The following is a 26,095-nucleotide window of genomic DNA, read 5'->3' on the forward strand; positions in this document are numbered from 1 at the left end:
ACGTGGACGACACGGCTGAAGAGCCCCTGCTGCCCCGGTCGCGGGCGGCGAACAAACGGCTGCACTCCCTGGTCCCGGGGGGCGCGCACACGTACGCCAAGGGCGACGACCAGTACCCCGAGGGCCTGGCCCCGGTCATCAGCCACGGCCGTGGCGCCCATGTGTGGGACATCGACGGCAACCGGTACATCGAGTACGGCTCCGGCCTGCGGTCGGTCAGCCTCGGCCACGCCCACCCCCGCGTGACCGAGGCGGTACGGCGCGAACTCGACCGCGGCGGCAACTTCGTCCGGCCGTCCGTCGTGGAGGTCGAGGCCGCGGAACGCTTCCTGGCCACGGTGCCGACCGCCGAGATGGTGAAGTTCGCCAAGAACGGCTCCGACGTCACCACGGCGGCGGTGCGCCTCGCCCGCGCCGTGACCGGGCGGCCGCTGGTGGCCGTCTGCGCCGACCAGCCGTTCTTCTCCGTCGACGACTGGTTCATCGGCACGACCCCCATGTCCGCGGGCGTCCCGGCGGCGACGACCGAGCTGACCGTGGCGTTCCCCTACGGGGACCTGGCCGCCACGGAGGAACTGCTGCTCCGTCACCGGGACGCGGTCGCCTGCCTCATCCTCGAACCGGCCTCCCACACCGAGCCGCCGCCCGGGTACCTCGCCGGCCTGCGGGAGCTGGCCGACCGGCACGGCTGCGTCCTCGTCTTCGACGAGATGATCACCGGGCTGCGCTGGTCCGAGGCGGGCGCCCAGGGCCTGTACGGCGTCGTCCCCGACCTCTCCACGTTCGGCAAGGCGCTGGGCAACGGGTTCGCGGTCTCCGCGCTGGCCGGGCGCCGCGAGCTGATGGAGCGGGGCGGGCTGCGGCACTCCGGCGACCGGGTGTTCCTGCTGTCCACCACGCACGGCGCGGAGACCCACTCGCTGGCCGCCGCGACGGCCGTCCTCGACACCTATGTCGAGGAGGGTGTCACCGCGCGGCTGCACGCCCTCGGCGAGCGGCTGGCCGCCGGGGTCCGGGACGCCGCGGCCAGTATGGGCGTCGGCGACCACGTCGTCGTCCGGGGGCGGGCCAGCAACCTGGTCTTCGCCACCCTCGACGAGAACGGGCAGCCGTCGCAGCGGTACCGCACCCTGTTCCTGCGCCGGCTCCTCACGGGCGGGGTGCTGGCCCCGTCGTTCGTGGTGAGCAGCGCGCTCCAGGACTCGGACATCGAGCACACCGTCGACGTGGTGGCCCAGGCGTGCGCGGTGTACCGGAAGGCGCTGGACGCCGCCGATCCGACCCCCTGGATGGGCGGGCGGCCGGTGAAGCCGGTGTTCCGCCGCCTGGCGTGAGGGGACGTCCCCGCACGCCGCGTGCAGGGACCGCGCTCGTCCGCGGTGGGGCGCCCGGCGGTCGCGGTGGGGCGCCCGGCGGTCGGGGCGGGGCGGACACCGGCAGCGGCACCCGCACCAGACGTCATGACATGACGTCCACCAGGGCCTTGCCGACCGCGCCGTTCTCCACCGCGCGGTGCGCGGCTGATCACCGCACCGGGGATCAGCACCGCGCACTCAGCGGCGCTCCGGCAGACCAGTGCCGGCCGGCCGGCCGGCTCTCCGGTCGGCCGACCGGTCGACCAGCCACGCGGTCGCCGGGACCAACGCCAGCGCGGTGCACCAGCCGCCGAGGACATCGGTGGGGTAGTGGGCGCCGAGGGCGACCTGGGCCCAGCCCATGACGGCACCGGCGACCAGCGCCGCGGCGAGCACGAGCGAGGCCCCGGCCCCCCTGCCGAGGCCGAGCCGGCCGGTCACGACCAGCGCCGCGAGGAGGGCTACGGAGGTGAGGAAGGCGGTGTGCCCGCTCGGGTAGGACAGGTTGTCGTCGCCGTGGATGGTGCGCCCCACCAGTGACTTGAGCAGCGTGGTCGCCGCCACGGTCACGCCCGTCCCGGCCACCGCGGCCACCGCCGCGCGCGGACGGCGCAGAAGCAGACAGCCGGTCACCGCGGCCCCGAGAAGCGTCGCCGCTCCCCCGGGCTCCCCGAGGAAGTCCACGGCCAGGGCGACGTTCCGCCACGGCGGCCGCACGCTGTCCGCCGTCGGCGGGACGAGCCATCCGTCCACCGTGCCGGGCTCGCCGTGCCCCGCGTACACGGCCCCGAGCACGACGACCACCAGCGCGGCGAGGGCCGCCGTCAGCGCGAGCCATGCGCGCAGCGGCAAAGGCAGCACCGCGGGGGCCTCCCGGCCGGTCACCCGCCCGGGAGGCGGCGCGCCGGCCCCTGTCGTCGCCGGCCGCGCGACCGCACGGCCCGACCGCGCGGAGTCCCCTGTCCGGTCGGTGTCCACCTGCCCCTGCCCCCTGCCCCTGCCGGGCGGCACGGCCCGCGGAGGACCCGCGGTGGGCCGTCGCCGTACGGTCCGTGTGCCGCCACTCTGGCACAGCGTCCGCTGTCCCGGGGGCGGGTTCGTCCACCCGTCCGCCACCACTCGTGGGTGGCCGCGGCACCGTCCTGTGGAAGGCCGTTGTGGAAACGGCGCCGGGAGGTGAGGATCAGCGGGACGGAGATCCGCGATCGAGGGAGACCGACGTGCGCTGTACCGACGGGCCACGGGTGGCCTGCGACGTCCACGTGGAGGCGGCCGCGCCGCGGGTGTGGCGGCTGGTGACGGACATCCGTCTGCCGGCCCGGCTCAGCCCGGAACTGCGGCGAGTCGCCTGGCTCGACGGCGCCGACCGGCCCGTGGTGGGTGCGCGGTTCGAGGGCCACAACCGGCACGACATGCTCGGCGAGTGGCGGACCGTCTCCCACGTGGTCGAGGTGGCCGAGCCACGGGTGTTCGCCTGGGCCGTCATGGACGCGGACGGGCGCTTCGGCGGGGCGACGGTGGATCCGGCGCGGGCCATGGCGTCCTGGCGGTTCGAGATCGAGGCCGAGGACGACGGCGTCCGCCTGCGGCACTCGGCCGTCCTCGGGCCGGGGCGCAACGGGCTGACCCGGGCGGTCGAGCGGTGGCCGGACCGGGAGGCGGAGATCGTCGCGTTCCGGCTGAAGGAGCTGCGCGCGGGGATGGAGGCCACCCTTCGCGGCATCAAGGAACTCGCGGAGGAAGGCGGATGAAGGCAAGCCGTCGTGTTCACGATGAGCCGCTGCGACCAGGCGTTCCTCGCGGACGACAGCGCCTTCCCCGGCGAGGCCGAGCACTGGGCGACATCATGGGGCAGGGCGTGAAGTGCCCTGGGGCGAAGCCGAGTTGTCGCTCGCCTGTTGGTAACGCCTCGGTCACGGTCCTCCGGTCCGATCACCGTCGTGGATCATTTCGTGCTGACCATGAAGGTGATCCTCCAGTGATTCGCACGGAGGTCTGAGCAAGGGGGAATCGAATGAGTCTGGGCATCCGGCGTCCGGCCACCGCCGCCGCCGCGTTCCTGCTCGCCTGCGGAGGGCTGACCACCCTCGCGGCGACGCCCGCGAGCGCCGTCGACTTCAACTGCAAGTACCAGAGCAAGACGTTCCCGACGCCCGGTGACGACACGTTCGTCGAGATCGAGCTGTGCGTGCAGAGGGTCGCCGACGGCTACGAGGCCAGCGCCGACGTCAACTGGTTCAACGGCGGCGACAGCAGCGTCGACGACCACCGCAAGTTCGACCGGTTCGACGTCCAGGTGCGGGTGGAGCAGCGCGTCAACGGCTCCGACGTGGTCAAGGGCAGCCGTACCTGCGACATGCGGTTCAGCATCAACACCTCCAAGCGCGGGGGCAAGTTCTGCACCAAGTTCGTCACGCACGACCGGACGGCCAAGTGGAGCGCCGACGGCAAGGTCGTCTACGACCTCGACCGCGACGGCAAGGGCTCCTACACGTGGAATCTGACCGGTTCACCGCTGATCGACTGATCAGACGCCGGCCGGCGTGACGAGGGCGGGTCCCGCGGGGCCCGCCCTCTCGCGTGCCGCCGGGACGACGAGGTCCGGCGGCGTGGTTTTCGGAGTGACGAGACCGCTTCCCCCGGAGGCCGAGTGCGCCGGGCGCCGCCGCCCCCCGCGAGCCCCGTCCGGCATCCCCCGCACAGCGCGGCACAGACGTGAGAGCCGCGCCGGCACGTGCTTCGGTGCGCGGCAGCCGGCTCCCGGGGCCGGGGGTGCCATGCCGCACGCAGCCGCATACAGGGGGGCGCACAACCCCCAGGGAGGGGGATTGTGCATATTATGCGAGCTTTGCTCATGCTCTTGCCATGGGCCCGTGCTCCGCAGCTAGCTGGATGGCGTCACCCCACCTTCCGTTCCGGGCTCCCGATGAACCCGGAACGGACCGGCGGCTCCGGCCGGACCGGATCGGCGGCCGGTCAGGAAGGTGGATGAGAAACCCGCATGTGAGGAGTGGTCATGAAGAAGGCCTACGAAGCGCCGACGCTCGTCCGGCTCGGTTCCTTCCGCAAGGAGACGGGGCTCCTCGGGCGCTCCGGCAACGACCGGCTGATCCTGAGCAAGAACTGACGACCGACGGTCTCGACCCGACGTCATGACTGAACTGCACGAGAGTGCGGGGACGGGCCCCGGCGACGCGCACTTCGCGGTCTTCACCGACCACGCGGAGGCCGCCGCCGTGGCCCGCTCGTTCACCCGCCCCGGAGACCGGACCCTCCCGCACCCGTCCGGCCGACCCTGGCTGGTGGGCCGGTGGCACGACAGCGAGGTCGTCGCCGCGACCGCCGGCGCCGCCGCCCTCGCGGTGGTCGGCTGCTGCCCGGTGGACGCCGAGGCGCTACGGCGCCGGGCGGCCCGGCTGCGGGACCTCGCGGAGCTCGACGCCCTGGCCCGCTCCCTGCCCGGCAGCTTCCACCTCGTCGCCGCCCTCGACGGACGGATCAGGGCCCAGGGCACGGCCTCCGGGCAGCGGCTCGTCTTCCACGCGCGGATCGGCGGCGTACAGGTGGCCGCCACCCGCGCCGACACGCTGGCCGCGGCCCTCGGCATCGACCCGGACCCCGGGGAACTGGCCGTGCGGCTGCTGTGGCCGGCCCCGTACCCGCTGTCCGAGAGGTCCGTGTGGCGTGCGGTCACCGCCGTGCCCCCGCAGGACGCCCTGGTCGTCGCGGCGGACGGGCGCACCGCTCGCCACACCAGGTGGTGGACCCCGCCGGAGCCGGTGCGACCGCTGACCGACGCGGCCCCGCTGATCCGCGCGGCCCTGGAGGAGGCCGTCGGGGCCCGCACCGCGCGGGGCGGCGTCGTCAGCTGCGACCTGTCCGGCGGCCTGGACTCGACCAGCGTGTGCTTCCTCGCCGACCGCTCCCCGGCCCGCGTGGTGGCCAGTACCTGGCCGGGCCGCGACCCGGCCGACACCGACCTGCACTGGGCCGAGGAGGCGGTGCGGCACCTGCCCGACGTCGAGCACGTCGTCTGGGACGCCGACGCCTCCCCGCTGGTCTACGAGGACCTGCTGACCATCGACGACCTCCTCGACGAGCCCACCATCGGCGTGATGGACCGGTCCCGGGTCCTGCACCACCTGCCGGCCCTCGCCGCGCGGGGCAGCCGACTGCACCTGACCGGCATCGGCGGCGACCACGTGGCCTGGTGCTCGGAGGCCTACTACCACCGGCTGCTGCGCACCCACCCGCTGTTCGCGCTGCGCCGGCTGCGGGGTTTCCGGGCCCTGTGGCAGTGGCCGCTCGCCGGGACCGCCCGGGCGCTCACCGACTCCCGGCCGTACGGGGCGTGGCTCGCGCGGGCCGCCGGCCGGCTGCGGGACCCCCTGCCCCCGTCGGTCGCGACGGGCCTGGGCTGGGGCATGGCCCCGCGCCTGTTCGGCTGGGTGACCCCCGAGGCCGAACGGATGGCCCGCGAGGCGCTGCTGGACGCCGCGGGCACGGCGCGGCCGCTGCATCCGGACCGCGGCCTGCACGCCGACCTGGAGCAGATCCGGGTGTGCGGCCGGATCCTGCGCCAGTGGGACCGGATGGCGGCCCGCGCCGGTCTGCCGATGGCGTCACCGTTCCTGGACGACCGTGTCGTCGAGGCGTGTCTGGCGGTACGTCCCGGTGACCGGGTGACGCCCTGGCGGTACAAGCCCGTTCTGACGGCGGCGATGCGCGGGGTCGTGCCCGAGCCCTGCCTGCGGCGGGCGAACAAGGCCACGGCCTCCATGGACGCCTCCAACGGCCTGCGGGAGCACCGCGCGGACCTGCTGGCCCTGTGGGAGGGCTCGCGGCTGGAGCAACTCGGCCTGGTGGACGGTGCCGAACTCCGCCGCCTCGCCCGGCGGCCCGCCACCCGGGGGCTGTCCGACGCCATCCTCTACTCGACGATCGCCACCGAGGTGTGGCTGCGCGGACTCGCCCGCGTCCCCCAGTCCTGATCCGCCACCCCAACGTCAGAAAGGCCCTCACATGCCCCTGCGGTTCGGTGCCGACGTCGCCACGGCCGAGACCGAGTACGGCACGGTCCTGCTCGACCAACGAGACGGCGTCTACTGGGAGTTGAATCCGACGGCCGCGCTGGTGGTGCGGACGCTGCTGGCCGGCGGCGAGGTGGCGGAAGCGGCCGACGCCGTGGTCCGGGAGTTCGACGTCGACCGGGCGGAGGCCCTGGAGGACGTCGAGGCGCTCGTGGCGCAGCTGCGCGGCTCGGGGCTCGCCTCATGACGACTCCCAGCGCACTGGAACGCCCCACCGGTGTCCCGCTGACCCGGCGGCTGGCCGCCCGCCTCGTCCTCGTCCCCGCCGTCGGCATCGCCCTCCTGCCGCCCCGCCGCATCCGCGCCGTGCTCGGCGTGCTGCGGCGCGGTGCCGCGCCGGCCACCACCGGGCAGGCCCAGGACGCGCGCGACGCCATGTGCGCCGCCAGCCTGCACTGCGCCGGGCCGAAGGGCTGCCTGCCGCGTTCCCTCGGGGCGGCGCTGCTGTGCCGGCTCGGCGGAACCTGGCCGACCTGGTGCACCGGGGTTCGTGTCGTGCCGCCCTTCACCGCCCACGCGTGGATCGAGGCGGACGGCCGCCCGGTCGGCGAGGGCGTGCCGGACGGCTACTTCGCCCGGCTGGTGGCCGTCGGCCCGCCGTCCCGGCCCACGCACCGATGAGCGGTACGACCGCGACGGACGACGGGCGGGCGGCGGACGGCGGCCGCCGCGCGGTCGGCGGGTCCGCGGCGGGTGCCGCGGGCGTGAGTGGGGACGGCCCGGCAAGGGGCCGCGGACGCGCGCGGGACCTCGCGACCGGCGGTTCCACCTGGGCCGCGGTGGCCACGATGTACCGGCTCACCGCGGGCCACCGCGCCGCCATGGCCGTGGCCGCCGTCCTGACCCTCGTGGGCTCGGCCCTGGGGCTGGCCCAGCCGCTGATCGCGCGGCAGGTGGTCGACGCGAGCGGCCGCGGAGAGCTCGTGTGGTCGCTGCTCGCGCTCCTCGGCGGGCTGTTCGTCGCCGAGGCGGCCACGGGGGCGGTGGGCCGCTTCCTGCTGGAGCGGACGGGTGAGGGCGTCGTCCGGCAGCTGCGGCACGGGCTGGTGGGGCGGCTGCTCCGGCTGGAGATGCGCGAGTACGACCGGCACCGGGGCGGCGACCTCGTCTCCCGCGTGACGGCCGACACGACCGTGCTCCGGGAGGTCGTGTCGCAGGCCCTCGTCGACCTGGTGACGGGCAGTCTCGTCGCCGCCGGGGCGATCGTCCTGATGGCGTGGCTCGATCCGCTGCTGCTGCTCCTGGTCGCCGTCACCGTGGCCCTGGCGACCGTGGTGGTCGCCTCGCTGCTGGCGGGCATCCGGCGGGCGTCCGAGCAGATGCAGGGCTCGATCGGCGCGGTCGCCGCCGACCTGGAACGCGCGCTGGGCGCCCTGCCGATGGTCCGGGTCCACCGCGCCGAGGAGCGCGAGGCCGCGGGCATCGGCGCGCGCGTCGAGGCGGCCTACGGTGCGGGGGTGCGCACGGCGAAGCTCGCCTCGGTGATGAGTCCAGCCGTCGAACTCGCCGTCCAGGGCTCCTTCCTGATCGTCCTGGTGGTGGGCGGGCTGCGCGTGGGCGGGCACGCCGGTTCCCTCGGCGACCTGGTCGCCTTCCTGCTGTACGCGTCGTACCTGGTGCTGCCGTTGTCCTCGGTCTTCCGGGCGGTGGGGCTCATCCAGCGCGGGATGGGCGCCTATCAGCGCATCGACGAGGCGCTCCGGCTGCCCGTGGAGCCGACCGCGCCCCGCCGGCCCGCCGTTCGGTCCGGCGCGGCGCGTCCCACCGCCGCCCCGGAGCCCCCTGCGCTGGCGCTACGCGGTGTCCGCTTCGGCTACGACCCCGGCCGGCCGGTCCTGCGGGATGTCTCGTTCACCGTGGCGCGGCGGCAGCACGTCGCCCTGGTGGGCCGGTCGGGGGCCGGCAAGAGCACGGTGTTCGCCCTGGTGGCGCGGTTCTACGAGCCGGACGCGGGCACCCTGTCGTTCGACGGGCGGCCCGCCGCCGACCTCAGCCGTGAGGACTGCCGCCGGCGTATCGCCGTCGTGGACCAGAACGCGCACGTCGTCCACGGCACCCTGCGCGACAACATCGCCTACGCCTCCCCCGACGCCCCGGAGGCGGAGATCCGGCGGGTGGTGGAGCTGGCCCGGCTGGACGAGGTCGTCGACCGGCTGCCCGCCGGCCTGGCCACCGTCGTCGGCGAGCGGGGCAGCACCCTCTCCGGTGGTGAACGCCAGCGGGTGGCCCTGGCCCGCGCCTTGCTGGCGCGCCCCTCGCTGCTCCTGCTGGACGAGCCCACGTCCCACCTGGACGCGATCAACGAGTCGGCGCTGACCACCGTCATGAAGGACATCGCCGAGGAGTGCGCGCTGCTGGTCATCGCGCACCGGCTGTCCACCGTGCAGCACGCCGACCGCATCGTGGTCCTGCACGACGGCCGGATCGCCGCCGGCGGCCGCCACGAGGAACTGCTGGCCGCCAGTGGCCTGTACCGCGAGCTGGCGGCGAGTCAGATGCTGCGGCCGGGCGGACACCCGGCCCCTCGACAGCCCTGATCCGGAGGGCGATCACCCGCGTCGGCCGCATTGACGGGTCATCCCTGACACCGCTACGGTCTCGACGATTCTGCGAACGACGTTCGACATGACGAACACGCCCTGAGGAGCACGCCCCCCACGAAGAAGGTGCAGCCATGTCCTCCTCCGTCAGCAGACGACGCCTCCTCCAGCTCGCCGGGGTCACGGCCGCCGGGCCCCTGGCGCTCGGCCCCACCACCGCGCGGGCGGCCGTGCCGCCGGCCCGGTCCGAGGCCGGGGTACTGGCCTCCCCCTTCGACCTCGGCCAGGTCCGGCTGACCGCGAGCCGCTGGCTGGACAACCAGAACCGCACGCAGAGCTATCTGCGGTTCGTCGACGTCGACCGGCTGCTGTACAACTTCCGCGCCAACCATCGCCTGTCCACCCAGGGCGCGGCGCCCACCGGCGGCTGGGAGGCGCCCGACTTCCCGTTCCGCAGTCACGTCCAGGGCCACTTCCTCACCGCCTGGGCGCAGTCGTACGCGGTGACCGGGGACACCGCGTTCCGCGACAAGGCCCTGTACATGGTCGCGGAGCTGGCCAGGTGCCAGGCGAACAACGGCGCCGCGGGTTTCGGCGCCGGGTACCTCGCCGGCTATCCCGAGTCCGACTTCACCGCCCTGGAGAACCGGACCCTGTCCAACGGCAACGTGCCGTACTACACGATCCACAAGACCCTGGCCGGGCTGCTGGACGTGTGGCGGCACCTCGGCAGCGGCCAGGCCCGGGACGTGCTGCTGGCGCTGGCGGGCTGGGTGGACCGGCGCACCGGCCGGCTCTCCACCGGTCAGATGCAGGCCGTCCTCGGCACCGAGTTCGGCGGCATGAACGCCGTCCTGGCCGACCTCTACCAGCAGACCGGCGACGCCCGGTGGCTCACCGTCGCCCAGCGCTTCGACCACGCCGCGGTCTTCGACCCGCTGGCGGCGAACCAGGACCGGCTGGCGGGTCTGCACGCCAACACCCAGGTGCCGAAGTGGATCGGGGCCGTCCGCGCGTACAAGGCCACCGGCACCACCCGCTACCGGGACATCGCCGCCAACGCCTGGACGATGTGCGTCACCGCCCACACGTACGCCATCGGCGGCAACAGCCAGGCCGAGCACTTCCGCGCGCCGAACGCCATCGCGTCCTACCTGCGGCGGGACACCTGCGAGAGCTGCAACACGGTCAACATGCTGACCCTGACCCGGGAGCTGTTCACGCTGACCCCGGACCGGGCCGCGCTGTTCGACTACTACGAGCAGGCGTGGCTGAACCAGATGACCGGGCAGCAGAACCCGGCCGACCCGCACGGTCACGTCACCTACTTCACCCCCCTGAACCCCGGCGGCCGGCGCGGGGTCGGCCCGGCGTGGGGCGGCGGCACCTGGAGCACCGACTACTCCTCCTTCTGGTGCTGCCAGGGCACGGGCCTGGAGATGCACACCCGGCTGATGGACTCGGTCTACTTCCACTCCGGCACCACCCTGACGGTGAACCTGTTCGTACCCTCGGTGCTCAGCTGGACCCAGCGCGGGATCACCGTCACCCAGACCACCGCGTACCCGGCGAGCGACACCACCACCCTGCGGGTCACCGGCGACACCCGGGGGACCTGGGCGTTGCGCATCCGCATCCCCGGCTGGACCGGCGGGGCCACCGTCAGCGTCAACGGCGTGGCGCAGGACATCCCGGCCACACCCGGCGGCTACGCCACACTGACCCGCGCCTGGACTTCCGGCGACACCGTCACCGTGCGCCTGCCCATGCGGACCGTCGTCCGCCCGGCCAACGACGATCCGGACGTCGCCGCCGTCACCTACGGGCCGGTGGTGCTGTCCGGCGACTACGGCGACACGGCCCTCGCCGCCCCGCCGTCGCTGGACACCGCCTCGGTCCGGCGGACCAGCGCCACCGCGCTGGCCTTCACCGCCACCGCGAACGGCACCACCGTGAACCTCGGGCCGTTCCACGACGCGCACGGCCACAACTACACCGTCTACTGGAACACCGGCGCCCGCGCCACCGTCCGCCTCGCCAACGCGGCCAGTGGCCTGCTCCTCGGCATCCAGGACATGTCCACCGCCGACGGCGGCCGTGCCCTGCAGTGGAGCGACAACGGCACCGCCGACCACGACTGGGAGATGATCCCCGACGGGGACGCCGTCCGGTTCCGCAACGCACACAGCGGCAAGGTGCTCGGCGTGCTGAACATGTCCACGACCGCCGGCGCCACCGTTCTGCAATGGTCGGACAACGGCACCGCCGACCACCGCTGGACCCTCCTCGACCAGGGAGACGGCACCTACAAGATCCGCAACGTGCACAGCGGGAAACTGCTCGCGGTCCAGAACGGCTCCACCGCACTCGGCGCCTTCGTGGTGCAGGACTCGGACGACGGCACACCGGACAACCGGTGGCGCGTCCTGCGCTGACGACCGGCAGCCACCGCCCCGGCCCCGCGGCGCCCCCACCGTTCCCGGTGGGGGCGCCGTCGTCTGTGGCCGGGAAGCCCCCCTTCATACCCCCAGGGGTATTTGACGCGAGCCCGCGAGTCGTCCTACCCTCGCCATCAGGAAACCCCCGGGGGTATTTGAGGAGGCAACGAGATGGCTCGTGAAGTGACGCAGGAGACGTTCGGGGCGGCCTGGGCCGGCGGGGGCGTCGTCGTGGACGTAAGGGAGCCGGCGGAGTACACGGCAGGGCACGTGCCGGGCGCCCGCCTGATGCCGCTGCACACCGTGCCGGCCCGGTGCGGCGAGCTGCCCGCCGACCGGCCGGTGTACGTCATCTGCGCCAGCGGCAACCGCAGCCGGACCGCGGCCGACCTGATGACCGCCCGCGGCATCGACGCCTGCTCCGTCTCCGGCGGCACCGGCGCCTGGGTCCGCGACGGCCGCCCGGTCGTGACCGGCGCCCGCGAGCACGCGGCCTGACCGCCGCGCGCCGCGCCCCCACCGAGCCCCCCACGGCAGAAGGAGTACCGCCATGGCCGCCACCCCCGACCCCACCGATGCGACGGCTTCCGGCCGTCACCATGTCGCCGTGATCGGCGGCGGCAGCGCCGGCATCAGCGTCGCGGCCCGGCTGCGCCGCGCCGGCGTCACCGACATCACCCTGATCGAGCCCTCCGACACCCACTGGTACCAGCCGCTGTGGACCCTGGTCGGCGGCGGCCAGGCCCCCCTCGGCGCCTCCCGGCGCCCCGAGGGCTCGGTGATCCCCGACGGCGTGCGCTGGATCCGCCGGCGCGCCCTGTCCGTGGACCCCGAGGCCCGTACGGTGGCACTGTCCGGCGGCGCCGAGCTGGCCTACGAGTACCTGGTGGTGGCCCCCGGCCTCCAGCTGGACTGGGCCGGCGTACCGGGGCTGGCCGCGGCCGTCGGCCACGACCGGGTGAGCAGCAACTACGCACCCGAGTTCGCCCCGCGCACCTGGGAGCTGATCAAGGGCATGCGGTCCGGCACGGCCGTCTTCACCCACCCGGCGACGCCGCTGAAGTGCGGCGGCGCCCCGCAGAAGATCGCCTATCTGGCCGCCGACCACTGGCGCCGGGAGAAGGTCCTCGACCGCATCCGGATCATCCTGGTCGTCCCCGACCCGGCCCTCTTCAAGGTGCCCGCCTGGACGCGGGTGCTGGAGAAGGTGGCGGCACGGTACGGCATCGAGGTGCGGCTGCGCTCGGAGCTGACCGCCGTCGACGGCGACCGCCGCGAGCTGGTGATCACCGACCACGCGAACGGCACCGAGGAGACCGTGCGCTACGACCTGCTGCATGCGGTCCCGCCGCAGAGCGCTCCCGACTGGATCAAGGGCGGCCCCCTCGCCGACCCCGGCAGCGCACAGGGCTTCGTCGCCGCGGACAAGCACACGCTCCGGCACCCCTCCTACGACACCGTCTTCGCGCTGGGCGACGTGGCGAACCTGCCGACCTCCAAGACCGGCGCGGCCGTGCGCAAGCAGGCGCCGGTGGTCGCCGCCAACCTGCTCGACGTGATGAACGGCCGCTCCCCGTCCCGCCGTTACGACGGCTACACGTCCTGCCCGCTGGTGACCGCCCGCGACCGGATGCTGCTCGCCGAGTTCGACTACGACCTGAACCCCACGCCCACCTTCCCGCTGCTCGACCCGTTCGAGGAACGGCGCTCGATGTGGGTGTTCAAGCGGTACGGGCTGCCGCCGGTGTACTGGCACGGCATGCTCACCGGCCGTATCTGAACCGCCGGTCCGGGCATCCCCCGGCCCGGACCGGCCCCTCCCGCCCTCGTCCCAGGGCGGACCAGACCCCCATTAATACCCCCCGGGGTATTACAGACCCGTTCGTCCGAGAGGGAGATCACCGGACCATGTTCTTCGCCCAGTACTACCTCGACTGCCTCTCCCAGGCGTCGTACATGATCGCCGACGAGACGACCGGCAGGGCCGTCGTCGTCGATCCGCGCCGGGACGTCTCGGAGTACCTCACCGACGCCGAGGCCCACGGTTTCACCATCGAGGCCGTGCTCAACACCCACTTCCACGCCGACTTCCTCGCCGGGCACCTGGAACTCGCCGACCGCACCGGCGCCTGGATCGGCTACGGTCGGCGCGCCGACGCGGAGTACCCGATCCGGCGGCTCGCCGACGGAGAGGTGATCAGCCTCGGCGACGTACGGCTGCGGATCATGGAGACCCCGGGCCACACCCCTGAGTCGATCAGCATCGTGGTCCACGAGCACGCCGACGACTCCGTCCCCTACGGGGTGCTCACCGGCGACGCCCTGTTCATCGGCGACGTGGGCCGCCCCGACCTGCTCGCCTCGTTCGGAGTGACCGCCGACGAGCTCGGCTCGATGCTCTACGACAGCATCCACCACAAGCTGATGGCCCTGCCGGACGCGGTACGGGTCTTCCCCGCGCACGGCGCCGGCTCCGCCTGCGGCAAGAACCTCTCCACCCAGCGCCAGTCCACCATCGGCGAGCAGCGCGCCACCAACTACGCCTGCCGGCCGATGAGCGAGGAGCGGTTCGTGGAACTGGTCACCGCCGGCCAGTCCACGGCACCCGCCTACTTCGTGTACGACGCGATCCTCAACCGCAAGGAGCACGGCCTGTTCGACGCGGCCGCCGCCCCCCGGCCGCTGTCCGCCGAGGAGTTCATGGAGCGGCGTGCGGCCGGCGCGGTCGTCGTCGACGCCCGCTCGCCGCAGGAGTTCGCCGCCGGTCATCTGCGCGGCTCGGTCAACGTGCCCGCCGACGGCCGGTTCGCGGAGCAGGCCGGCATGGTCGTCACCCCGGACGACGAGGTGGTGGTCGTGGCGCCGCAGGACCGCGAGGAGGAGGTCGTCACCCGGCTGGCCCGGATCGGCTTCGACCGGGTCGGCGGATACCTGCGCGAACCCGAGGGCGCCTTTCCGGCGCTGGCGGGCGAGATGGAGCAGGCCAGCCGGCTGACGGCGGACGAGCTGCGCATGCTGCTGGACGGCGACGACGCGCCGCTGGTCCTCGACGTGCGGGGCGACGCCGAGCGCGAGGGCGGCTTCATCGAGGGCTCCCTGCACATCCCGCTGGCCGAACTGGCCCGCCGCGCCGGGGAGATCCCGGCCGGGCGCCCGCTGGTGGTGCACTGCGCCGGCGGCCACCGCTCCTCCATCGCCGCCAGCCTGCTGCGCCACCAGGGCCGCGCCGACGTGTCCGACCTGCTCGGCGGCTACGGCGCCTGGCCCGTCCACACCACCGCCGACGCCTGACCCGGCCCGCACCCCGGGCGGCGGCCCGCAGCACCGGCCGCCGCCCCGTACTGTCCTGCGCCGCCCTGCGCCACCCGAACCGTCCTGCGCCACCCATCCGGCCTCTGCCGCCCGTCCGACAGCGAGGAACACCCCCGTGACGACACCGACCGACCCCCCGCGTCTCGACCCCGCCACCCTGCGCACCCTCCACGAGCAGGGCTCGGGCCCCCGGCTGCTGGACGTGCGCACGCCGGGCGAGTTCCGCACCGCCCACATACCCGGCTCGTACAACGTCCCGCTGGACACCCTGCGCGAGCACCGCGACGAGATCCGGCACCACCTAGACGAGGAGGTCGTCCTCATCTGCCGCTCCGGCGCCCGGGCCGCCCGCGCCGAGCGGGCGCTGGCCGAGGCCGGGCTGCCCAACCTGCGGATCCTGGACGGCGGTGTGATGGCCTGGGAGGCGGCGGGCGGCGCCCTGACCCGGGGGCCCGAGCGCTGGGAGCTGGAGCGGCAGGTGCGGCTGGTCGCCGGCTCGCTGGTCCTGGTCAGCGGTGTCGCGGGGGTGTTCGTGCCGGGGCTGCACCTGATCGGCACGGCCGTCGGCGGGGGTCTGGCGGTCGCCGCGCTCACCAACACCTGCGCGATGGGGATGCTGCTGTCGAAGCTGCCGTACAACCGCGGCCCGCGCACCGACCTGGACGGTGTCGTGGCCGCGCTGCGGAGCGCTCCGTGATCGTCCTGGTCGTCGCCGCGTCCCTGCTCGTCGGGGTCGCGCTGGGTGTCCTGGGCGGCGGCGGGTCCATCCTGACGGTTCCCGTGCTGGTCTACCTGGCCGGCGTGGAGACCAAGGAGGCCATCGCCACCTCCCTGTTCGTCGTCGGCGTCACCAGCGCCGCCGGGGTGGTCGCGCACGCCCGCGCCGGACGCGTCCGCTGGCGCACCGGGCTGCTGTTCGGCCTGGCCGGCATGATCGGCGCCTACGCGGGCGGGCGGCTGGCCGAGTTCGTCGCCGCCTCCGTGCTGCTGATCGCGTTCGCCCTGATGATGATCGCCACCGCCGTCGCCATGATCCGCGGCCGGCGCGGGCCGCGGAAGGCCGCTCCGCACGAACTCCCCGTCGCACACGTCCTGCTGGACGGCATCGTGGTGGGGCTGGTGACCGGTCTGGTCGGCGCGGGCGGCGGCTTCCTGGTCGTCCCGGCGCTGGCCCTGCTCGGCGGGCTGCCGATGACGGTCGCCGTCGGCACCTCCCTTCTCGTCATCGCCATGAAGTCGTTCGCCGGGCTGGCCGGTTACCTGGCCAGTGTGCACATCGACTGGGGCCTGGCCGCCCTCGTCACGGTGACCGCCGTGGTCGGCGCTCTGCTCGGCGGCCGCGTCGCCGGGCGCCTGCCGCAGGACGCGCTGCGCCGGGCCTTCGGCTGGTTCGTCGCCGTCATGGGGGTCTTCGTGCTCGGGCAGCAGGTCGGCTTCGGCCCGCTGCGTGCCCTGTCGGCCAGTCCCTGGCTGTGGGCCGGCCTCGCCGCCGCGGCCTGCGTCCCGGTCGCCCGGTTCGTGCAGCGGGCCGCTCACGCGCGGCGAGGCTCGTGACTCAGGTGTAGATGATCTGGCCGCCGGCGGCGTGCTCGTAGAACTCGCCGACCGTGATGATGCCCTGCACCTGTTCCACCAGGTCGTCCTTGTCCAGCTCGAACAGGTCGACCGAGGCCTTGCACGCGTAGAGACCGGCACCGGTGTCGGAGATCATCTCGATGAACTCGGGGATCGGCGGGATGTCGAGCTTGTCCATCTTGCGCGCCATGAAGCGGGTGACCAGGTCGGGCACGCCCGGCAGGCCGCCCAGCAGGGTCGGCAGGTGCAGGCCCGGGTTGCCGACGGTGGCCAGCTTGATGTGGTCCCAGCGCCTCCTGGTCACGGCGTCCAGACCGAAGAAGGTGAAGAACAGATCGGCCTCGATGCCCTCCGCGCGGGCGCCGTTGGCCATGATCAGTGCCGGGTAGACGCCCTCCAGGGAGCCCTTGGAGACGATGATCGAGACCTTCTCGATGGTGGCGGTGTCCGCCATGGTGTCCTCCTCCTCGGATGCGGCGGCGCTCAGATGCAGCCGCGCGGCTTGGGAATCCCGGCGATCTTCGCGGCCGTCTTGGCCGGGCCCTTCGGGAAGAGCTGGTACAGCTCCTTCACCCCGACCCCGGAGGTCTTGCCGAGCACCCGGACCGTCGGGCCGGTGCCCTTCTCGGCGTACTGGTCGCGCATGAAGCGGATCACCTGCCAGTGCCGCTCGGTGAGGGTGTCGATGCCGGTCTCCTTCGCGATCTGCTCGGCCATCGGCTCGGTCCAGCGGCTCGGGTCGGTGAAGAACCCCTCGTCGTCGACCGGGACGGAGGTGCCGTCGTAGGCGGCGGTGGGCATGGTGGGCTCCATTCGTCTCAGGCGGGAATGCGGGCGTTTCAGGCGGGGATGCGGGTCTTGCCGCGCCGGGGCATCTCCGCGCCGATGCCGGGGAGGTCGCGGCCGGGCAGCAGGCTGTGCCAGTACAGCCACTCGAAGGCCAGCTTGCCGAGGTGGTTGAGGTGCGACTCCTTCAGCAGCGGCAGTCCGACGGCGCCCGGGTAGTGGCCGGGCAGCGGCTCGGTGTCGTAGCTGAAGTCGATGAGCAGGGCCTGGTGGTGGCCGGTCTCGACGAAGCAGTTGGTGTGCCCGTCGAAGGCGGCGGACAGCGGCCGCCCGGCCAGGAGGTCGGCGATGTTGCGCACCAGCGTCTCGCCCTCGAAGTGCGCCACCGAGCCGGCCTTGGAAACCGGCAGGCCGGCCGCGTCGCCGATCGCGAACACCTCCGGGTACTCGGGGTGCTGGAGGGTGCGCGGGTCGACCGGGACGAAGTCCAGTTCGTCACCGAGCCCCTCGGACCGGCCCACGTACGCGGCGCCGCCGTGCAGCGGCACCACCACGGCGAGGTCGAAGGGCACCTCGCGGTCGTCGTACGACACCAGCCGGCCGCCCGTGCCGTCGACCTCGCCGAGGGTGAACTCGGTGACCAGCTCGATGCCCTTGCGCTCCAGCAGCCCGGCCAGCGCCCGGGCGGCGACCGGCTTGGTGAACGCGGAGTCCAGCGGGGTGGCGTAGGTCAGACGGACCTTGTCGCGGATGCCGCGGCGCTGGAAGTACCAGTCGGCCAGGAAGGCGAACTCCAGGGGCGCCACCGGGCACTTGACCGGCAGGTCGGCCACGTCGATCACCAGCCGGCCACCCTCGAAGCGCTCCAGCGCCCGGCGCAGGCCCGTGGCGCCGGGCAGGTCGTAGAAGGTGAACACCTTCTCGTCCCAGCCGGGCCCGGTCAGCCCCTCGGTCTCCTCCGGCAGCAGCCGGGCGCCCGTGGCGACCACCAGGACGTCGTAGGTGAGCGTGATGCCGCCGCCGAGGTGGACCGTGCGCGCGGCGGCGTCGACCCGTTCGACCGGCGCCTGTTTGTAGTCGACGCCCCGCAGCTGGTCCGGGCGGGGGCGGACCAGGTGCCGGGGCTCCGCCGCGCCGAACGGCAGGAAGAGCAGGCCGGGCTGGTACAGGTGGTCGTCGTCCTGGTCGACGACCGTGATCCGGCACTCGCCCTCGTCGTACAGACGACGCAGGCGGTTGGCGGTGAGGGTGCCGGCGGTTCCGCCGCCGAGTATCACGATGTGTGTGCCCATGCCTTCACAGTGGCGCCGGGGAACGCCGTGAGGCAGGGGCCGCAAGTCCCCCTCCCGGTACCCACCGGGGTATGCCCACGTCCCGCCTTCCGGACCATTGCGGCCCGGCTCCGCGGCGAAAGCTCCCAGCCCGCATACAGGGCGGGGTATTCCGGACAGGGCCGTTCGCCCGAGGGCCGAACGGCCCGCGCCGCACCCCGTCCGCCCCTCGCCCCGCGGCGCGGGCCGCGGTCGACTGGAGGTGGCGGCGGCCGGGAAACCGGCGGCGGCCGGACCGGGGGACGTCCCCCACACCGACCGGCACCACCGGCCGACACCGATCAGGACCGACGAGGAAGGGCCCGGCCATGACCGGCAGCGCACCGCAGACCCTGGACCCGCACGAGGGGCCGACCCCGCAGACCCACCGCCTGGAGGTCACCCGTCTCGACGGGGACGCCTACACCGTGGACATCCGCGGCCACCGCTTCCAGGTCGACCAACCCGTCGACGCGGGCGGTACGGACACCGCGCCCACCCCCACCGAACTGTTCGCCGCGTCGCTGGCCACCTGTGTGGCCTTCTACGCGGGCCGCTACCTCGACCGCCACGGCCTGCCCCGCGCCGGGCTGCGGGTCCGTACGGAGTTCACCATGGCCGCCGACCGCCCGGCCCGCGTCACCGCGCTGCGCATCGTGGTCGTCCCGCCACCGGAGCTGCCCGAGCGGCGCCGGGAGGCCCTGCTCGCCGTGGCCTCGCACTGCACGGTCCACAACACCCTGCGTCAGCCGCCCGCCGTCGAGATCGCGCTGGAACCCTGACGCCCCGAGGCACCCCCGCCGCCGCCGCGGACCGGCGCGTACAGTACCCGCAGCGGTGTGTCTGCGAGGAGTGGTCGTGCAACTGGAGCTTGAGGGCGCGGATCTGAAGGCCGTGCTGAACCGGCTGCGCCGTGCGCAGGGCCAGATCTCCGGAGTGATCCGGATGATCGAGGAAGGACGCGACTGCGAGGAGGTCGTCACGCAGCTCGCCGCCGCCTCCCGCGCCCTGGACCGGGCCGGCTTCGCGATCATCGCCACCGGTCTGCAGCAGTGCGTGACCGACCTCGGCTCCGGCAGCGCGAACGGCGAGGACCCGGTCGCCGTGCGCGCCCGGCTGGAGAAGCTGTTCCTGTCCCTGGCGTAGGGCCCGGTGCGGTGTCTCCCCACTCCGGCGTTCAGATCGTGGTCCGCACACTCCCGGGGGGCTTCGGGCCACGTCCGGTGGTCCGGCTGAGGGCTGTCCCGTACATGGTCTACGGCGTACTCGACGACCTGCGCCTTCCTCGTTGCCCCGGCGGGGGTCGGGGTGTGCCGGCGGCGTCCCGCCGCCGGCGCGCCGCTCGCCGGGCAGGCGGTGCACCGCCTGCCGGCCGGACGAGGGCGCGGGGAGTGGTCTTCGCCGGGGCCTCCCGCGCGCCCTGTCCGGCCGTCTGTCCGTGTCCCCGCCTCAGGGCCGGGTCACGGTGTGACGCAGCCGATCGAACCGGCCGGCAGGTCGTCGCCGGTCGAGGTGGCGGTGAAGCCGAAGGTGACGCTGCCGCCGGCCGGGACCACCCGGTCGTAGTCCACGTTGCGCACGGTGACGGTGCCGTCCGCGGCGGTGGACAGCGCGCCGCTCCACACGCTGCTGATCCGGGTCCCCGTGCCCGGCTTCCAGCTCACGGCCCAGCCGTCGAGCGGCGCCGTGCCGTGGTTCATGACCTCGACGGACGCCTGGAAGCCGCCGCTCCAGGAGTTGACCACGGAGTACGAGGCCATGCACCCGGCGGACGGATCACCCGTGGTGGGGCTCGGGCTGGGCGTGGGGGACGAGGTGGTCGTGGGGGTCGGGGTCGGAGTGCCGCCCGAGTCTCCGATGCCGGTCACCTCTCCGTGGCCGCCGTCGAAGACGACGTCGGAGCAGGAGAAGAAGTTCTCCTGGCTGTCGGAGCGCACCCACTGGATGAAGATCACCGCGTCTCCGGAACGGCCGGAGGGCAGCGTCAGGTCCCAGTAGTAGTGACCGCCGTCGGTGCCCGGCGAGCCGGACTGCGGCGGGTCGCCGACCGTCTGGACCAGGTCCAGGTCGGCCCAGCGCAGTGTCGAGGTCGGTGACCAGCCGGGCTTGGTGACGTAGACCCGGAACTCACCCGGGTGCGCCGCCCAGTTGCTGTACTGCGCCTGGATGGTCGCCCCGCTGGTCAGATGGGTGCGCGGCCAGTCGGAGCGGGCCGCGTTGTAGGCGGAGAAGTCGTACGGCGACCGGTCGCCGGCGCTGCACAGCGTGCCGTCCGGCACGTATCCGGCGCCCCGGCCCCCGGCGTTGGAGTCCAGGACGGCGAACCAGTTGTAGAGCGAGGTCGCGCCGCTCTCCGCCAGCGCGTCCTGGCAGGCCGGGTTGGAGGGGTCCATCCCGCCGGAGCCGGTGAGACCGTCGAGATAGCAGAGGTAGGTGCGGGAGCCGGGCAGCATCGCCACCCCGTGGGCCTGAGCGCTGCCCTGCCCCAGGAGGGCCAGTCCGAGCGCCGCGACCAACGTCGACAAGACCGCCGCCAGGGACAGCAGTCTGCTGCGTCGAGCCATGTTCTCTCCTTCCGTGGTGGATCCCCCGCCCGCCCGGGGGGAAGCCGGCCGGGCGGGCGGGGAGGTGCGGGTGTCCTCGTCACGCGTGGTTCAGCGGGTGGTTCAGCGGAGGCAACAGGGGGTGGTTCGGGCCGGCGGGGTACGCCAGGTGGTGGTGCCCAGCAGGACGGTGCCCCTGGGTGCGCCGGCGTGCGTGGTGCCGGGGGGGGCGTCCGAGGCGGTGCGGTTTCCGAGGCCCGCGGGCGGTCAGCCGCTCGTACAGGCCGGGGTGGGTGCGCCGGCGCTGCCGGTCGCGATGAAGCCGAACGAGGTGCGGGCGCCGGGGAGCAGCGCGCCGTTGTGAGCGGCGTTGCGCACGGTGGCCCGGCCGTCGTCGGTGGTCAGGGAGCCGTTCCAGAGGTTGGTGATGCCGGAGCCGGCCAGGTCCCAAGTCACCGACCAGCCGGTGAGCGCGGCGGAGCCGGTGTTCTCGACGGTGACCTCGGCCTGGTAGCCGCCCTGCCAGGCGGAGGCCACCCGCAGCGACGCCGTGCAGGCGGCCGGCGACGGGGTCGGGTCCGGGTCCGGGTCGGTGCCGTCGTAGGTCAGCCCGTACCCGTAGGGGAAGAGCGGCGTCTTGCCGTCGCCGTCGTTGACGGGCTGCTGCGCCGAGCTGTTCATCCAGGACATCGGCAGCCTGCCGGTCGGCGCGTGGTCGCCGAACAGCACGTCGGAGACGCCGGCGCCCTCGGTGCCGGGCAGCCAGGCCGCCAGCAGGGCCCGCCAGTCGGGCAGCTGGGCGGCGATGTCCAGGGGGCGGCCGGAGACCAGGACGACGACGACCGGCACACCGCTCGCCCGCAGCCGGGCCAGGGTCCCCAGGTCCTCCTGGTCCAGGCCCAGGCCGTTCGGCCGGTCGCCGCGGCCCTCGGCGTAGGGCGTCTCACCCACCACGGCGACGGCGGCCGTGTAACTGCCGTCGATGCCGTAGCCGTACCGGTCGTAGGTGACCCGGGAGGAGTCGGTGACCGCGTCGCGGATGCCCCGCAGGATGGTGGTGCCCTCGGTCACGGGGCCACTGCCGCCCTGCCAGCCGACCGTCCAGCCGCCGCTCTGGTTGCCGATGTCGTCGGCCGACTTCCCTGCCACGAACAGCTTCGCCGACTTCGGCAGAGGCAGGATCCCGCCGCTGTTCTTCAGCAGCACCTGCGACTGGCGGACCGCTTGCCGGGCCAGCTGCCGGTGCGCGGCCGAGCCGACCGTGCCGGTGTACGACCGGTCGGTCAACGGCTGTTCGAACAGGCCGAGCTGGAACTTCTTGGTGAGGATGCGGCGGTTCGCGTCGTCGATCCGGGAGAGCGGGACACGGCCCGCGGTGACCTCGCCGCGCAGCAGGGTGAGGAACTTCCGGTAGTCGTGCGGGACCATGACCATGTCGACGCCGGCGTTGACGGCCGTGGTGATCTCGGCACCGGTGAAGCCGGTCTGTCCGTCGAGCTGGTCGACGGCCGCCCAGTCGGAGACCACGAACCCGGTGAAGCCCAGTTCGCCCTTGAGGACGTCGGTCACCAGGTACTTGTTGGCGTGCGACTTCACCCCGTTCCAGCTGCTGTACGACAGCATGACCGAGCCGACGCCGCGTCGCACGGCCTCCTGGAAGGGCGGCAGGTGGATCGCCCGCAGCCGCGCCTCGGACAGTTCGGTGTTCCCCTGGTCGACGCCGCCGGTGGTACCCCCGTCGCCGAGGTAGTGCTTGGCGGTGGCGAGCACGGAGCCGGGGCCGGCGCCCAGGGTCTCGCCCTGCAGGCCGGTGACGAACGTCGTCATGGCGGAGGGCAGTTCGGGGGTCTCGCCGTACGACTCGTAGGTGCGGCCCCAGCGGTCGTCGCGGGCCACGCACAGGCACGGCGCGAAGTCCCAGTCGATGCCGGTGCCCGAGACCTCCTCGGCGACCGCCCGGCCGACGCGTTCGACGAGCGCGGGGTCGCGGGTGGCGCCCAGGCCGATGTTGTGCGGGAAGAGGGTGGCTCCGCGGACCGCGTTGTGGCCGTGCACGGCGTCGATGCCGTAGATCATCGGAATGCCGAGCGGGGTGGTCAGCGCGGTGCGCTGGAGGCCGTCGTAGGTGTCGGCCCAGGTCCGGGCGTTGTTGGGGCTGACCGTCGAGTCGCCGCCGGAGAGCACCGAGCCGATGCGGTAGGCGGCGAGGTCGGACTGCGGGACCAGGGCGTCCTTCTCGACCTGCGTCATCTGGCCGAGCTTGTCGTCGAGCGTCATGCGGGCGAGCAGGTCCTCGACCCGGTCGGCCACCGCGACGGAGGGGTCCCGGTAGGGCGCCCCGGCGGCGGACGCCGCGGGCGCGGAGGGTCCCGGGGCGGCCACGGCGGACCCGGTGAGGGCGAGGGCGGCGGCACACAGGGCGAGGGCGGCGGCCGGCCGGCGGCGGGCGGTCAGGAGGCGCATGCGGGTGGGCCTTTCCGGGAGTCGTTCCTGGAGCGGGGCGGCACCGGGGCGGTACCGGGGCCCGCCCGGCCGGCATGGGAGGAGGATGCGGGCGGGCCCCGGGGCTCGGACGCCGGTCAGCCGGTGGCGCAGGCCGTGCCGTTCAGGCTGAACCCGCCGGGCGGGGAGAAGGAGCCGCCGTAGGTGCCCTGGAAGCCGAAGGCCACCTGGCCGCCGGGCGCGATGGCGGCGTTGTACGGCAGGTTGCTCGCGGTCACCGCGCCGGAGGACGAGGACAGGTTCGCGTTCCAGCTGCTGGTGATCCGCTGGCCGGAGGGCAGGGCGAACGCCAGCCGCCAGCCGTTGACGGGCGAGGAGCCGGTGTTGGCGACGGTGACCTCGGCGGTGAAGCCGCCCTGCCAGACGTTCGTCGCGTAGGTCACCCGGCAGGCCGCCGGGTCACCGGGGTCGCCGGGGTCACCCGGGTCGCCGCCGCTGCCGGTGGTGACGGCGGAGGAGAAGGAGGTCACCGCGAGGCCGGTGCCGTTCTGCCAGGGCTCGAACCCGGCCTGAATGCTCGTCAGGTACCAGTCGCCGCCTGCCATTCCGCGGGCCACGGCCTGCCGGACGAAGTCCATGACGTCGAAGCTCCAGCTCGCGATGGCGGAGGGCGCGACGAAGGACAGCACGTCGTTGGAGCCGTTGTTCCCGGACCACACCTGCCACTGGCGGCCGGCCACGGTCGCGGTGCCGACCTGCGAGCCGACCGGCTGGACCGGGCCGACCTTGTGGAACCAGATCATGATCTCGGTGCGGTTCACGCCGTCGGTGCGGGGGGTCGGATCGAGCCAGATGTCGTACGCGGCGTCGTACACCGCGTCGCTCACGTAGCCGTAGGAGATGCTGGTGGGTGCGCCCGTGATGGTGTTCAGCCGCGTGGGGAGGGCGGTGCCCGGTGAGCAGTTGGTGTAGTGGCAGCCGTTGAAGACGGACGGGTACGACTTCGGGGCGCCGTTCGTCGGGACGGAGCCGTCGGCCCTGGTGATGCGGAAGCCCGAGTCGTTGACGGAGATGCACTGGGGGTCGCCGGTGCCCCAGCGGTTGTTCTGGACGACGTAGCGGCCCTGGATCGTGGTCGAGCCGAATTCCTCGCAGATGGTGGTGTCGGCCCGTGCCGCCGGTGCGGCGGTCAGCAGGGCCGCGGCCACGGCCAGGGTGGTGAGCAGCGCGCCGAACAGGCCGCGTGCCCGGCGGGCGTGGTGCTGTGACGGTCGCATGCGGGTCCTCTCGGGGAGGGACGGAGGAGTACGCGCGAGGGGTGGTGCGGGAACGCTCCCACGACTAGTTTGATGGGAGCGCTCCCATCCACTGGTTCAGCCACGGACTGTAGGGACGAAGGCGTGCACCTGACAAGGCCACGGACCGGAATCCGTCGAACGGATTCCGACGTGGCCGGTCAGCCGGGTGCGGGGCAAGTGCGGCTGTCGACGACCGAGCGGCGCGCCCGAGCTGGGAGCGCTCCCGAACGTGCCGCAACGGCGGTCGGAACCAGGCGGTGCGGGCGGGCTCAGGCGGACTCGCGCACCACCAGCGCCGTGCGCAGGATGACGTGGCGCCAGGCCAGGGCGGGCTCCTCCAGCTCCTCCAGGAGCAGCCGGACCATGGCCCGCCCGATCTCCTCCAGCGGCTGGCGCACGGTGGTGAGCCGGGGCTCGGTCCGCTGGGCCAGCGGGAAGTCGTCGAAGCCGATCACGGCGACGTCCTCGGGCACCCGGCGTCCGGCGGCGCGCAGCGCGTGCAGGGCGCCGGCGGCCGTGGTGTCCGAGGCGGCGACGACGCCATCGATGTCGGGGTGCCGGTCGATCAGCTCGGCCATGGCCCGGCGCCCGCTGTCCTCGGTGAAGTCGCCCTCGGCGACCCGGGAGGGCCCGTCGGCCAGCCCGGCCAGCGCCAGGCCCTCGCGGTAGCCGCGCAGCCGGCACCGGGCGACGTGCATGTCGGGCGGGCCGGTGATCGTGGCGATCCTCGTACGGCCCCGTCGCACGAGGTGGGCGACCGCGTCGCGGGCCCCGCCGGCGTTGTCCGCGTCGACGTAGCTGACGTGCTCGTCACCGGAGCGGCGGCCCAGCATGACGGTCGGCAGCCGGGCGTCGGCGAGCATGTCGGGCAGCGGGTCGTCGGCGTGCACCGACATCAGCAGCACCCCGTCGACCCGGCCGCCGCGCGCGTACTCCAGGAACCGCTGCCGCTCGGCGTCCGAGCGGACCAGGGTCAGCAGCAGTTGCAGACCGGTGCCGGTCAGCGCGTCGCCGAGCGAGCGGACGATCTCGGAGAAGAAGGGCTCCGCGAACAGCCGCCAGTCCGGCTCGGTCATCACCAGGGCGACGGCGTCGGCCCGCCGTCCGGCCAGCGAGCGGGCCGCGAGGTTGGGCACGTATCCCAGCTCCGCGATGGCCCGCTGCACGGCGCGGCGCGTCGACTCCTTGACGCCGGTCGCGTTGTTGATGACGCGGGAGACCGTGCCCCGGCCCACCCCGGCCAGGGCGGCGACCTCCTCCAGCGTCGGCGTGCCCGGGCGCTGTCTGCCCATGCCACCTCCCCCAAGAGATCACCGATCCTACGATCCCGGCGCCGGCCGGGACATCGGCCCCGGGCCGTCCCGCCGAGCCGGGCCCGCGGTGATGCCGGGGGCGGCGATCCGCGG

The 26,095-nt window shown here is 73.8% G+C and carries 24 protein-coding genes; 16 read left to right on the forward strand and 8 right to left on the reverse strand.

Translation table 11 applies throughout. The annotated features are described in order from the left end of the window. Window positions 1–2: 2 nt before the first annotated feature. Window positions 3–1,334, forward strand: coding sequence for a glutamate-1-semialdehyde 2,1-aminomutase (locus ACSLTV_RS12520; protein WP_432156235.1), 1,332 nt, complete (start codon window positions 3–5; stop codon window positions 1,332–1,334). A 219-nt stretch (window positions 1,335–1,553) separates the two neighbouring features. Here the strand turns inward: ACSLTV_RS12520 and ACSLTV_RS12525 are convergent, their stop codons facing one another. After that, window positions 1,554–2,240: a phosphatase PAP2 family protein gene (locus ACSLTV_RS12525; RefSeq protein ID WP_432137023.1), complete on the reverse strand. Its 687-nt coding sequence runs from the start codon at window positions 2,238–2,240 to the stop codon at window positions 1,554–1,556. Between the two features lie 335 nt (window positions 2,241–2,575). Here ACSLTV_RS12525 and ACSLTV_RS12530 point away from each other — a divergent pair, with 335 nt between their 5' ends. From ACSLTV_RS12530 to ACSLTV_RS12590, 13 genes are all read left to right on the forward strand, one after another. Then, window positions 2,576–3,106, forward strand: coding sequence for an SRPBCC family protein (locus ACSLTV_RS12530; protein ID WP_435612120.1), 531 nt, complete (start codon window positions 2,576–2,578; stop codon window positions 3,104–3,106). A 263-nt stretch (window positions 3,107–3,369) separates the two neighbouring features. Beyond that, the gene (locus ACSLTV_RS12535; RefSeq protein WP_432137021.1) at window positions 3,370–3,882 is read left to right on the forward strand and encodes a hypothetical protein; all 513 of its coding nucleotides are present in this window, start codon (window positions 3,370–3,372) and stop codon (window positions 3,880–3,882) included. A 489-nt stretch (window positions 3,883–4,371) separates the two neighbouring features. Next, on the forward strand, window positions 4,372–4,482 hold the full coding sequence (locus ACSLTV_RS12540) for a keywimysin-related RiPP (protein ID WP_019759430.1): 111 nt from the start codon (window positions 4,372–4,374) through the stop codon (window positions 4,480–4,482). 25 nt (window positions 4,483–4,507) lie between these two features. Further along, window positions 4,508–6,346, forward strand: a complete 1,839-nt coding sequence (locus ACSLTV_RS12545) for a lasso peptide isopeptide bond-forming cyclase (protein ID WP_435612121.1) — start codon at window positions 4,508–4,510, stop codon at window positions 6,344–6,346. Between the two features lie 31 nt (window positions 6,347–6,377). Then, entirely contained in the window at window positions 6,378–6,632 is a 255-nt protein-coding gene (locus ACSLTV_RS12550; protein ID WP_432137019.1) for a lasso peptide biosynthesis PqqD family chaperone, read from the forward strand. Continuing rightward, window positions 6,629–7,066, forward strand: coding sequence for a lasso peptide biosynthesis B2 protein (locus tag ACSLTV_RS12555; protein ID WP_432137018.1), 438 nt, complete (start codon window positions 6,629–6,631; stop codon window positions 7,064–7,066). The genes ACSLTV_RS12550 and ACSLTV_RS12555 overlap by 4 nt, the downstream gene beginning before the upstream one ends. Before the next feature lie 167 nt (window positions 7,067–7,233). Next, complete coding sequence (locus ACSLTV_RS12560) at window positions 7,234–8,982, forward strand: ABC transporter ATP-binding protein (RefSeq protein ID WP_435612174.1); 1,749 nt, start codon at window positions 7,234–7,236, stop codon at window positions 8,980–8,982. A 137-nt stretch (window positions 8,983–9,119) separates the two neighbouring features. After that, window positions 9,120–11,420 carry a beta-L-arabinofuranosidase domain-containing protein gene (locus tag ACSLTV_RS12565; RefSeq protein ID WP_432137017.1) on the forward strand — a complete coding sequence of 767 codons (2,301 nt, stop codon included), beginning with the start codon at window positions 9,120–9,122 and terminating at the stop codon, window positions 11,418–11,420. A 174-nt stretch (window positions 11,421–11,594) separates the two neighbouring features. Further along, window positions 11,595–11,921 (forward strand): rhodanese-like domain-containing protein, encoded by a 327-nt coding sequence (locus tag ACSLTV_RS12570; RefSeq protein WP_432137016.1) that lies wholly within the window; start codon window positions 11,595–11,597, stop codon window positions 11,919–11,921. Window positions 11,922–11,973: 52 nt separating this feature from the next. Further along, window positions 11,974–13,203: an FAD-dependent oxidoreductase gene (locus ACSLTV_RS12575; protein ID WP_432137015.1), complete on the forward strand. Its 1,230-nt coding sequence runs from the start codon at window positions 11,974–11,976 to the stop codon at window positions 13,201–13,203. Between the two features lie 128 nt (window positions 13,204–13,331). Next, complete coding sequence (locus ACSLTV_RS12580; RefSeq protein WP_432137014.1) at window positions 13,332–14,714, forward strand: rhodanese-like domain-containing protein; 1,383 nt, start codon at window positions 13,332–13,334, stop codon at window positions 14,712–14,714. Window positions 14,715–14,850: 136 nt separating this feature from the next. Then, window positions 14,851–15,432: a rhodanese-like domain-containing protein gene (locus ACSLTV_RS12585; protein WP_432137013.1), complete on the forward strand. Its 582-nt coding sequence runs from the start codon at window positions 14,851–14,853 to the stop codon at window positions 15,430–15,432. Beyond that, complete coding sequence (locus tag ACSLTV_RS12590) at window positions 15,429–16,289, forward strand: sulfite exporter TauE/SafE family protein (RefSeq protein ID WP_432156239.1); 861 nt, start codon at window positions 15,429–15,431, stop codon at window positions 16,287–16,289. The genes ACSLTV_RS12585 and ACSLTV_RS12590 overlap by 4 nt, the downstream gene beginning before the upstream one ends. A 1-nt stretch (window position 16,290) precedes the next feature. Here the strand turns inward: ACSLTV_RS12590 and ACSLTV_RS12595 are convergent, their stop codons facing one another. From ACSLTV_RS12595 to sqr, 3 genes are read right to left on the reverse strand one after another with little or no spacing between them, the layout of a single operon-like run. Continuing rightward, entirely contained in the window at window positions 16,291–16,764 is a 474-nt protein-coding gene (locus ACSLTV_RS12595) for a DsrE/DsrF/DrsH-like family protein (protein ID WP_432137011.1), read from the reverse strand. A 29-nt stretch (window positions 16,765–16,793) separates the two neighbouring features. Next, window positions 16,794–17,111, reverse strand: a complete 318-nt coding sequence (locus tag ACSLTV_RS12600; RefSeq protein ID WP_432137010.1) for a TusE/DsrC/DsvC family sulfur relay protein — start codon at window positions 17,109–17,111, stop codon at window positions 16,794–16,796. A gap of 38 nt (window positions 17,112–17,149) precedes the next feature. Next, window positions 17,150–18,388 carry a type III sulfide quinone reductase, selenoprotein subtype gene (gene sqr, locus ACSLTV_RS12605; RefSeq protein ID WP_432137009.1) on the reverse strand — a complete coding sequence of 413 codons (1,239 nt, stop codon included), beginning with the start codon at window positions 18,386–18,388 and terminating at the stop codon, window positions 17,150–17,152. Window positions 18,389–18,735: 347 nt separating this feature from the next. Between sqr and ACSLTV_RS12610 the strand changes: the two genes are divergently transcribed. Further along, window positions 18,736–19,188, forward strand: a complete 453-nt coding sequence (locus tag ACSLTV_RS12610) for an OsmC family protein (RefSeq protein ID WP_432137008.1) — start codon at window positions 18,736–18,738, stop codon at window positions 19,186–19,188. 76 nt (window positions 19,189–19,264) lie between these two features. Next, entirely contained in the window at window positions 19,265–19,552 is a 288-nt protein-coding gene (locus ACSLTV_RS12615) for a metal-sensitive transcriptional regulator (RefSeq protein ID WP_432137007.1), read from the forward strand. Window positions 19,553–19,866: 314 nt separating this feature from the next. Here the strand turns inward: ACSLTV_RS12615 and ACSLTV_RS12620 are convergent, their stop codons facing one another. From ACSLTV_RS12620 to ACSLTV_RS12635, 4 genes are all read right to left on the reverse strand, one after another. Then, window positions 19,867–20,970: a lytic polysaccharide monooxygenase auxiliary activity family 9 protein gene (locus ACSLTV_RS12620; protein ID WP_435612122.1), complete on the reverse strand. Its 1,104-nt coding sequence runs from the start codon at window positions 20,968–20,970 to the stop codon at window positions 19,867–19,869. A 246-nt stretch (window positions 20,971–21,216) separates the two neighbouring features. After that, on the reverse strand, window positions 21,217–23,412 hold the full coding sequence (locus ACSLTV_RS12625) for a glycoside hydrolase family 3 N-terminal domain-containing protein (RefSeq protein WP_435612123.1): 2,196 nt from the start codon (window positions 23,410–23,412) through the stop codon (window positions 21,217–21,219). A gap of 116 nt (window positions 23,413–23,528) precedes the next feature. Next, the gene (locus tag ACSLTV_RS12630; RefSeq protein ID WP_435612124.1) at window positions 23,529–24,668 is read right to left on the reverse strand and encodes a GH12 family glycosyl hydrolase domain-containing protein; all 1,140 of its coding nucleotides are present in this window, start codon (window positions 24,666–24,668) and stop codon (window positions 23,529–23,531) included. 290 nt (window positions 24,669–24,958) lie between these two features. Next, a complete protein-coding gene (locus tag ACSLTV_RS12635; RefSeq protein WP_432137003.1) occupies window positions 24,959–25,981 on the reverse strand; it encodes a LacI family DNA-binding transcriptional regulator in 1,023 nt (340 codons plus the stop codon). Between the last annotated feature and the right edge of the window lie 114 nt (window positions 25,982–26,095).

The sequence above is a fragment of the Streptomyces sp. bgisy159 genome (assembly GCF_965341775.1).
In the GTDB taxonomy this organism is placed as follows: Bacteria; Actinomycetota; Actinomycetes; order Streptomycetales; family Streptomycetaceae; genus Streptomyces.

Coding starts and splice junctions, on each gene's coding strand:
- ACSLTV_RS12600 (WP_432137010.1), bottom strand. CDS start 17,111: ATGCCCACCGCCGCCTACGACGGCACCTCCGTCCCGGTCGACGACGAG.
- ACSLTV_RS12565 (WP_432137017.1), top strand. CDS start 9,120: ATGTCCTCCTCCGTCAGCAGACGACGCCTCCTCCAGCTCGCCGGGGTC.
- ACSLTV_RS12560 (WP_435612174.1), top strand. CDS start 7,234: ATGTACCGGCTCACCGCGGGCCACCGCGCCGCCATGGCCGTGGCCGCC.
- ACSLTV_RS12635 (WP_432137003.1), bottom strand. CDS start 25,981: ATGGGCAGACAGCGCCCGGGCACGCCGACGCTGGAGGAGGTCGCCGCC.
- ACSLTV_RS12575 (WP_432137015.1), top strand. CDS start 11,974: ATGGCCGCCACCCCCGACCCCACCGATGCGACGGCTTCCGGCCGTCAC.
- ACSLTV_RS12545 (WP_435612121.1), top strand. CDS start 4,508: ATGACTGAACTGCACGAGAGTGCGGGGACGGGCCCCGGCGACGCGCAC.
- ACSLTV_RS12595 (WP_432137011.1), bottom strand. CDS start 16,764: ATGGCGGACACCGCCACCATCGAGAAGGTCTCGATCATCGTCTCCAAG.
- ACSLTV_RS12580 (WP_432137014.1), top strand. CDS start 13,332: ATGTTCTTCGCCCAGTACTACCTCGACTGCCTCTCCCAGGCGTCGTAC.
- ACSLTV_RS12550 (WP_432137019.1), top strand. CDS start 6,378: ATGCCCCTGCGGTTCGGTGCCGACGTCGCCACGGCCGAGACCGAGTAC.
- ACSLTV_RS12540 (WP_019759430.1), top strand. CDS start 4,372: ATGAAGAAGGCCTACGAAGCGCCGACGCTCGTCCGGCTCGGTTCCTTC.
- ACSLTV_RS12630 (WP_435612124.1), bottom strand. CDS start 24,668: ATGCGACCGTCACAGCACCACGCCCGCCGGGCACGCGGCCTGTTCGGC.
- sqr (WP_432137009.1), bottom strand. CDS start 18,388: ATGGGCACACACATCGTGATACTCGGCGGCGGAACCGCCGGCACCCTC.
- ACSLTV_RS12570 (WP_432137016.1), top strand. CDS start 11,595: ATGGCTCGTGAAGTGACGCAGGAGACGTTCGGGGCGGCCTGGGCCGGC.
- ACSLTV_RS12620 (WP_435612122.1), bottom strand. CDS start 20,970: ATGGCTCGACGCAGCAGACTGCTGTCCCTGGCGGCGGTCTTGTCGACG.
- ACSLTV_RS12535 (WP_432137021.1), top strand. CDS start 3,370: ATGAGTCTGGGCATCCGGCGTCCGGCCACCGCCGCCGCCGCGTTCCTG.
- ACSLTV_RS12610 (WP_432137008.1), top strand. CDS start 18,736: ATGACCGGCAGCGCACCGCAGACCCTGGACCCGCACGAGGGGCCGACC.
- ACSLTV_RS12625 (WP_435612123.1), bottom strand. CDS start 23,412: ATGCGCCTCCTGACCGCCCGCCGCCGGCCGGCCGCCGCCCTCGCCCTG.
- ACSLTV_RS12555 (WP_432137018.1), top strand. CDS start 6,629: ATGACGACTCCCAGCGCACTGGAACGCCCCACCGGTGTCCCGCTGACC.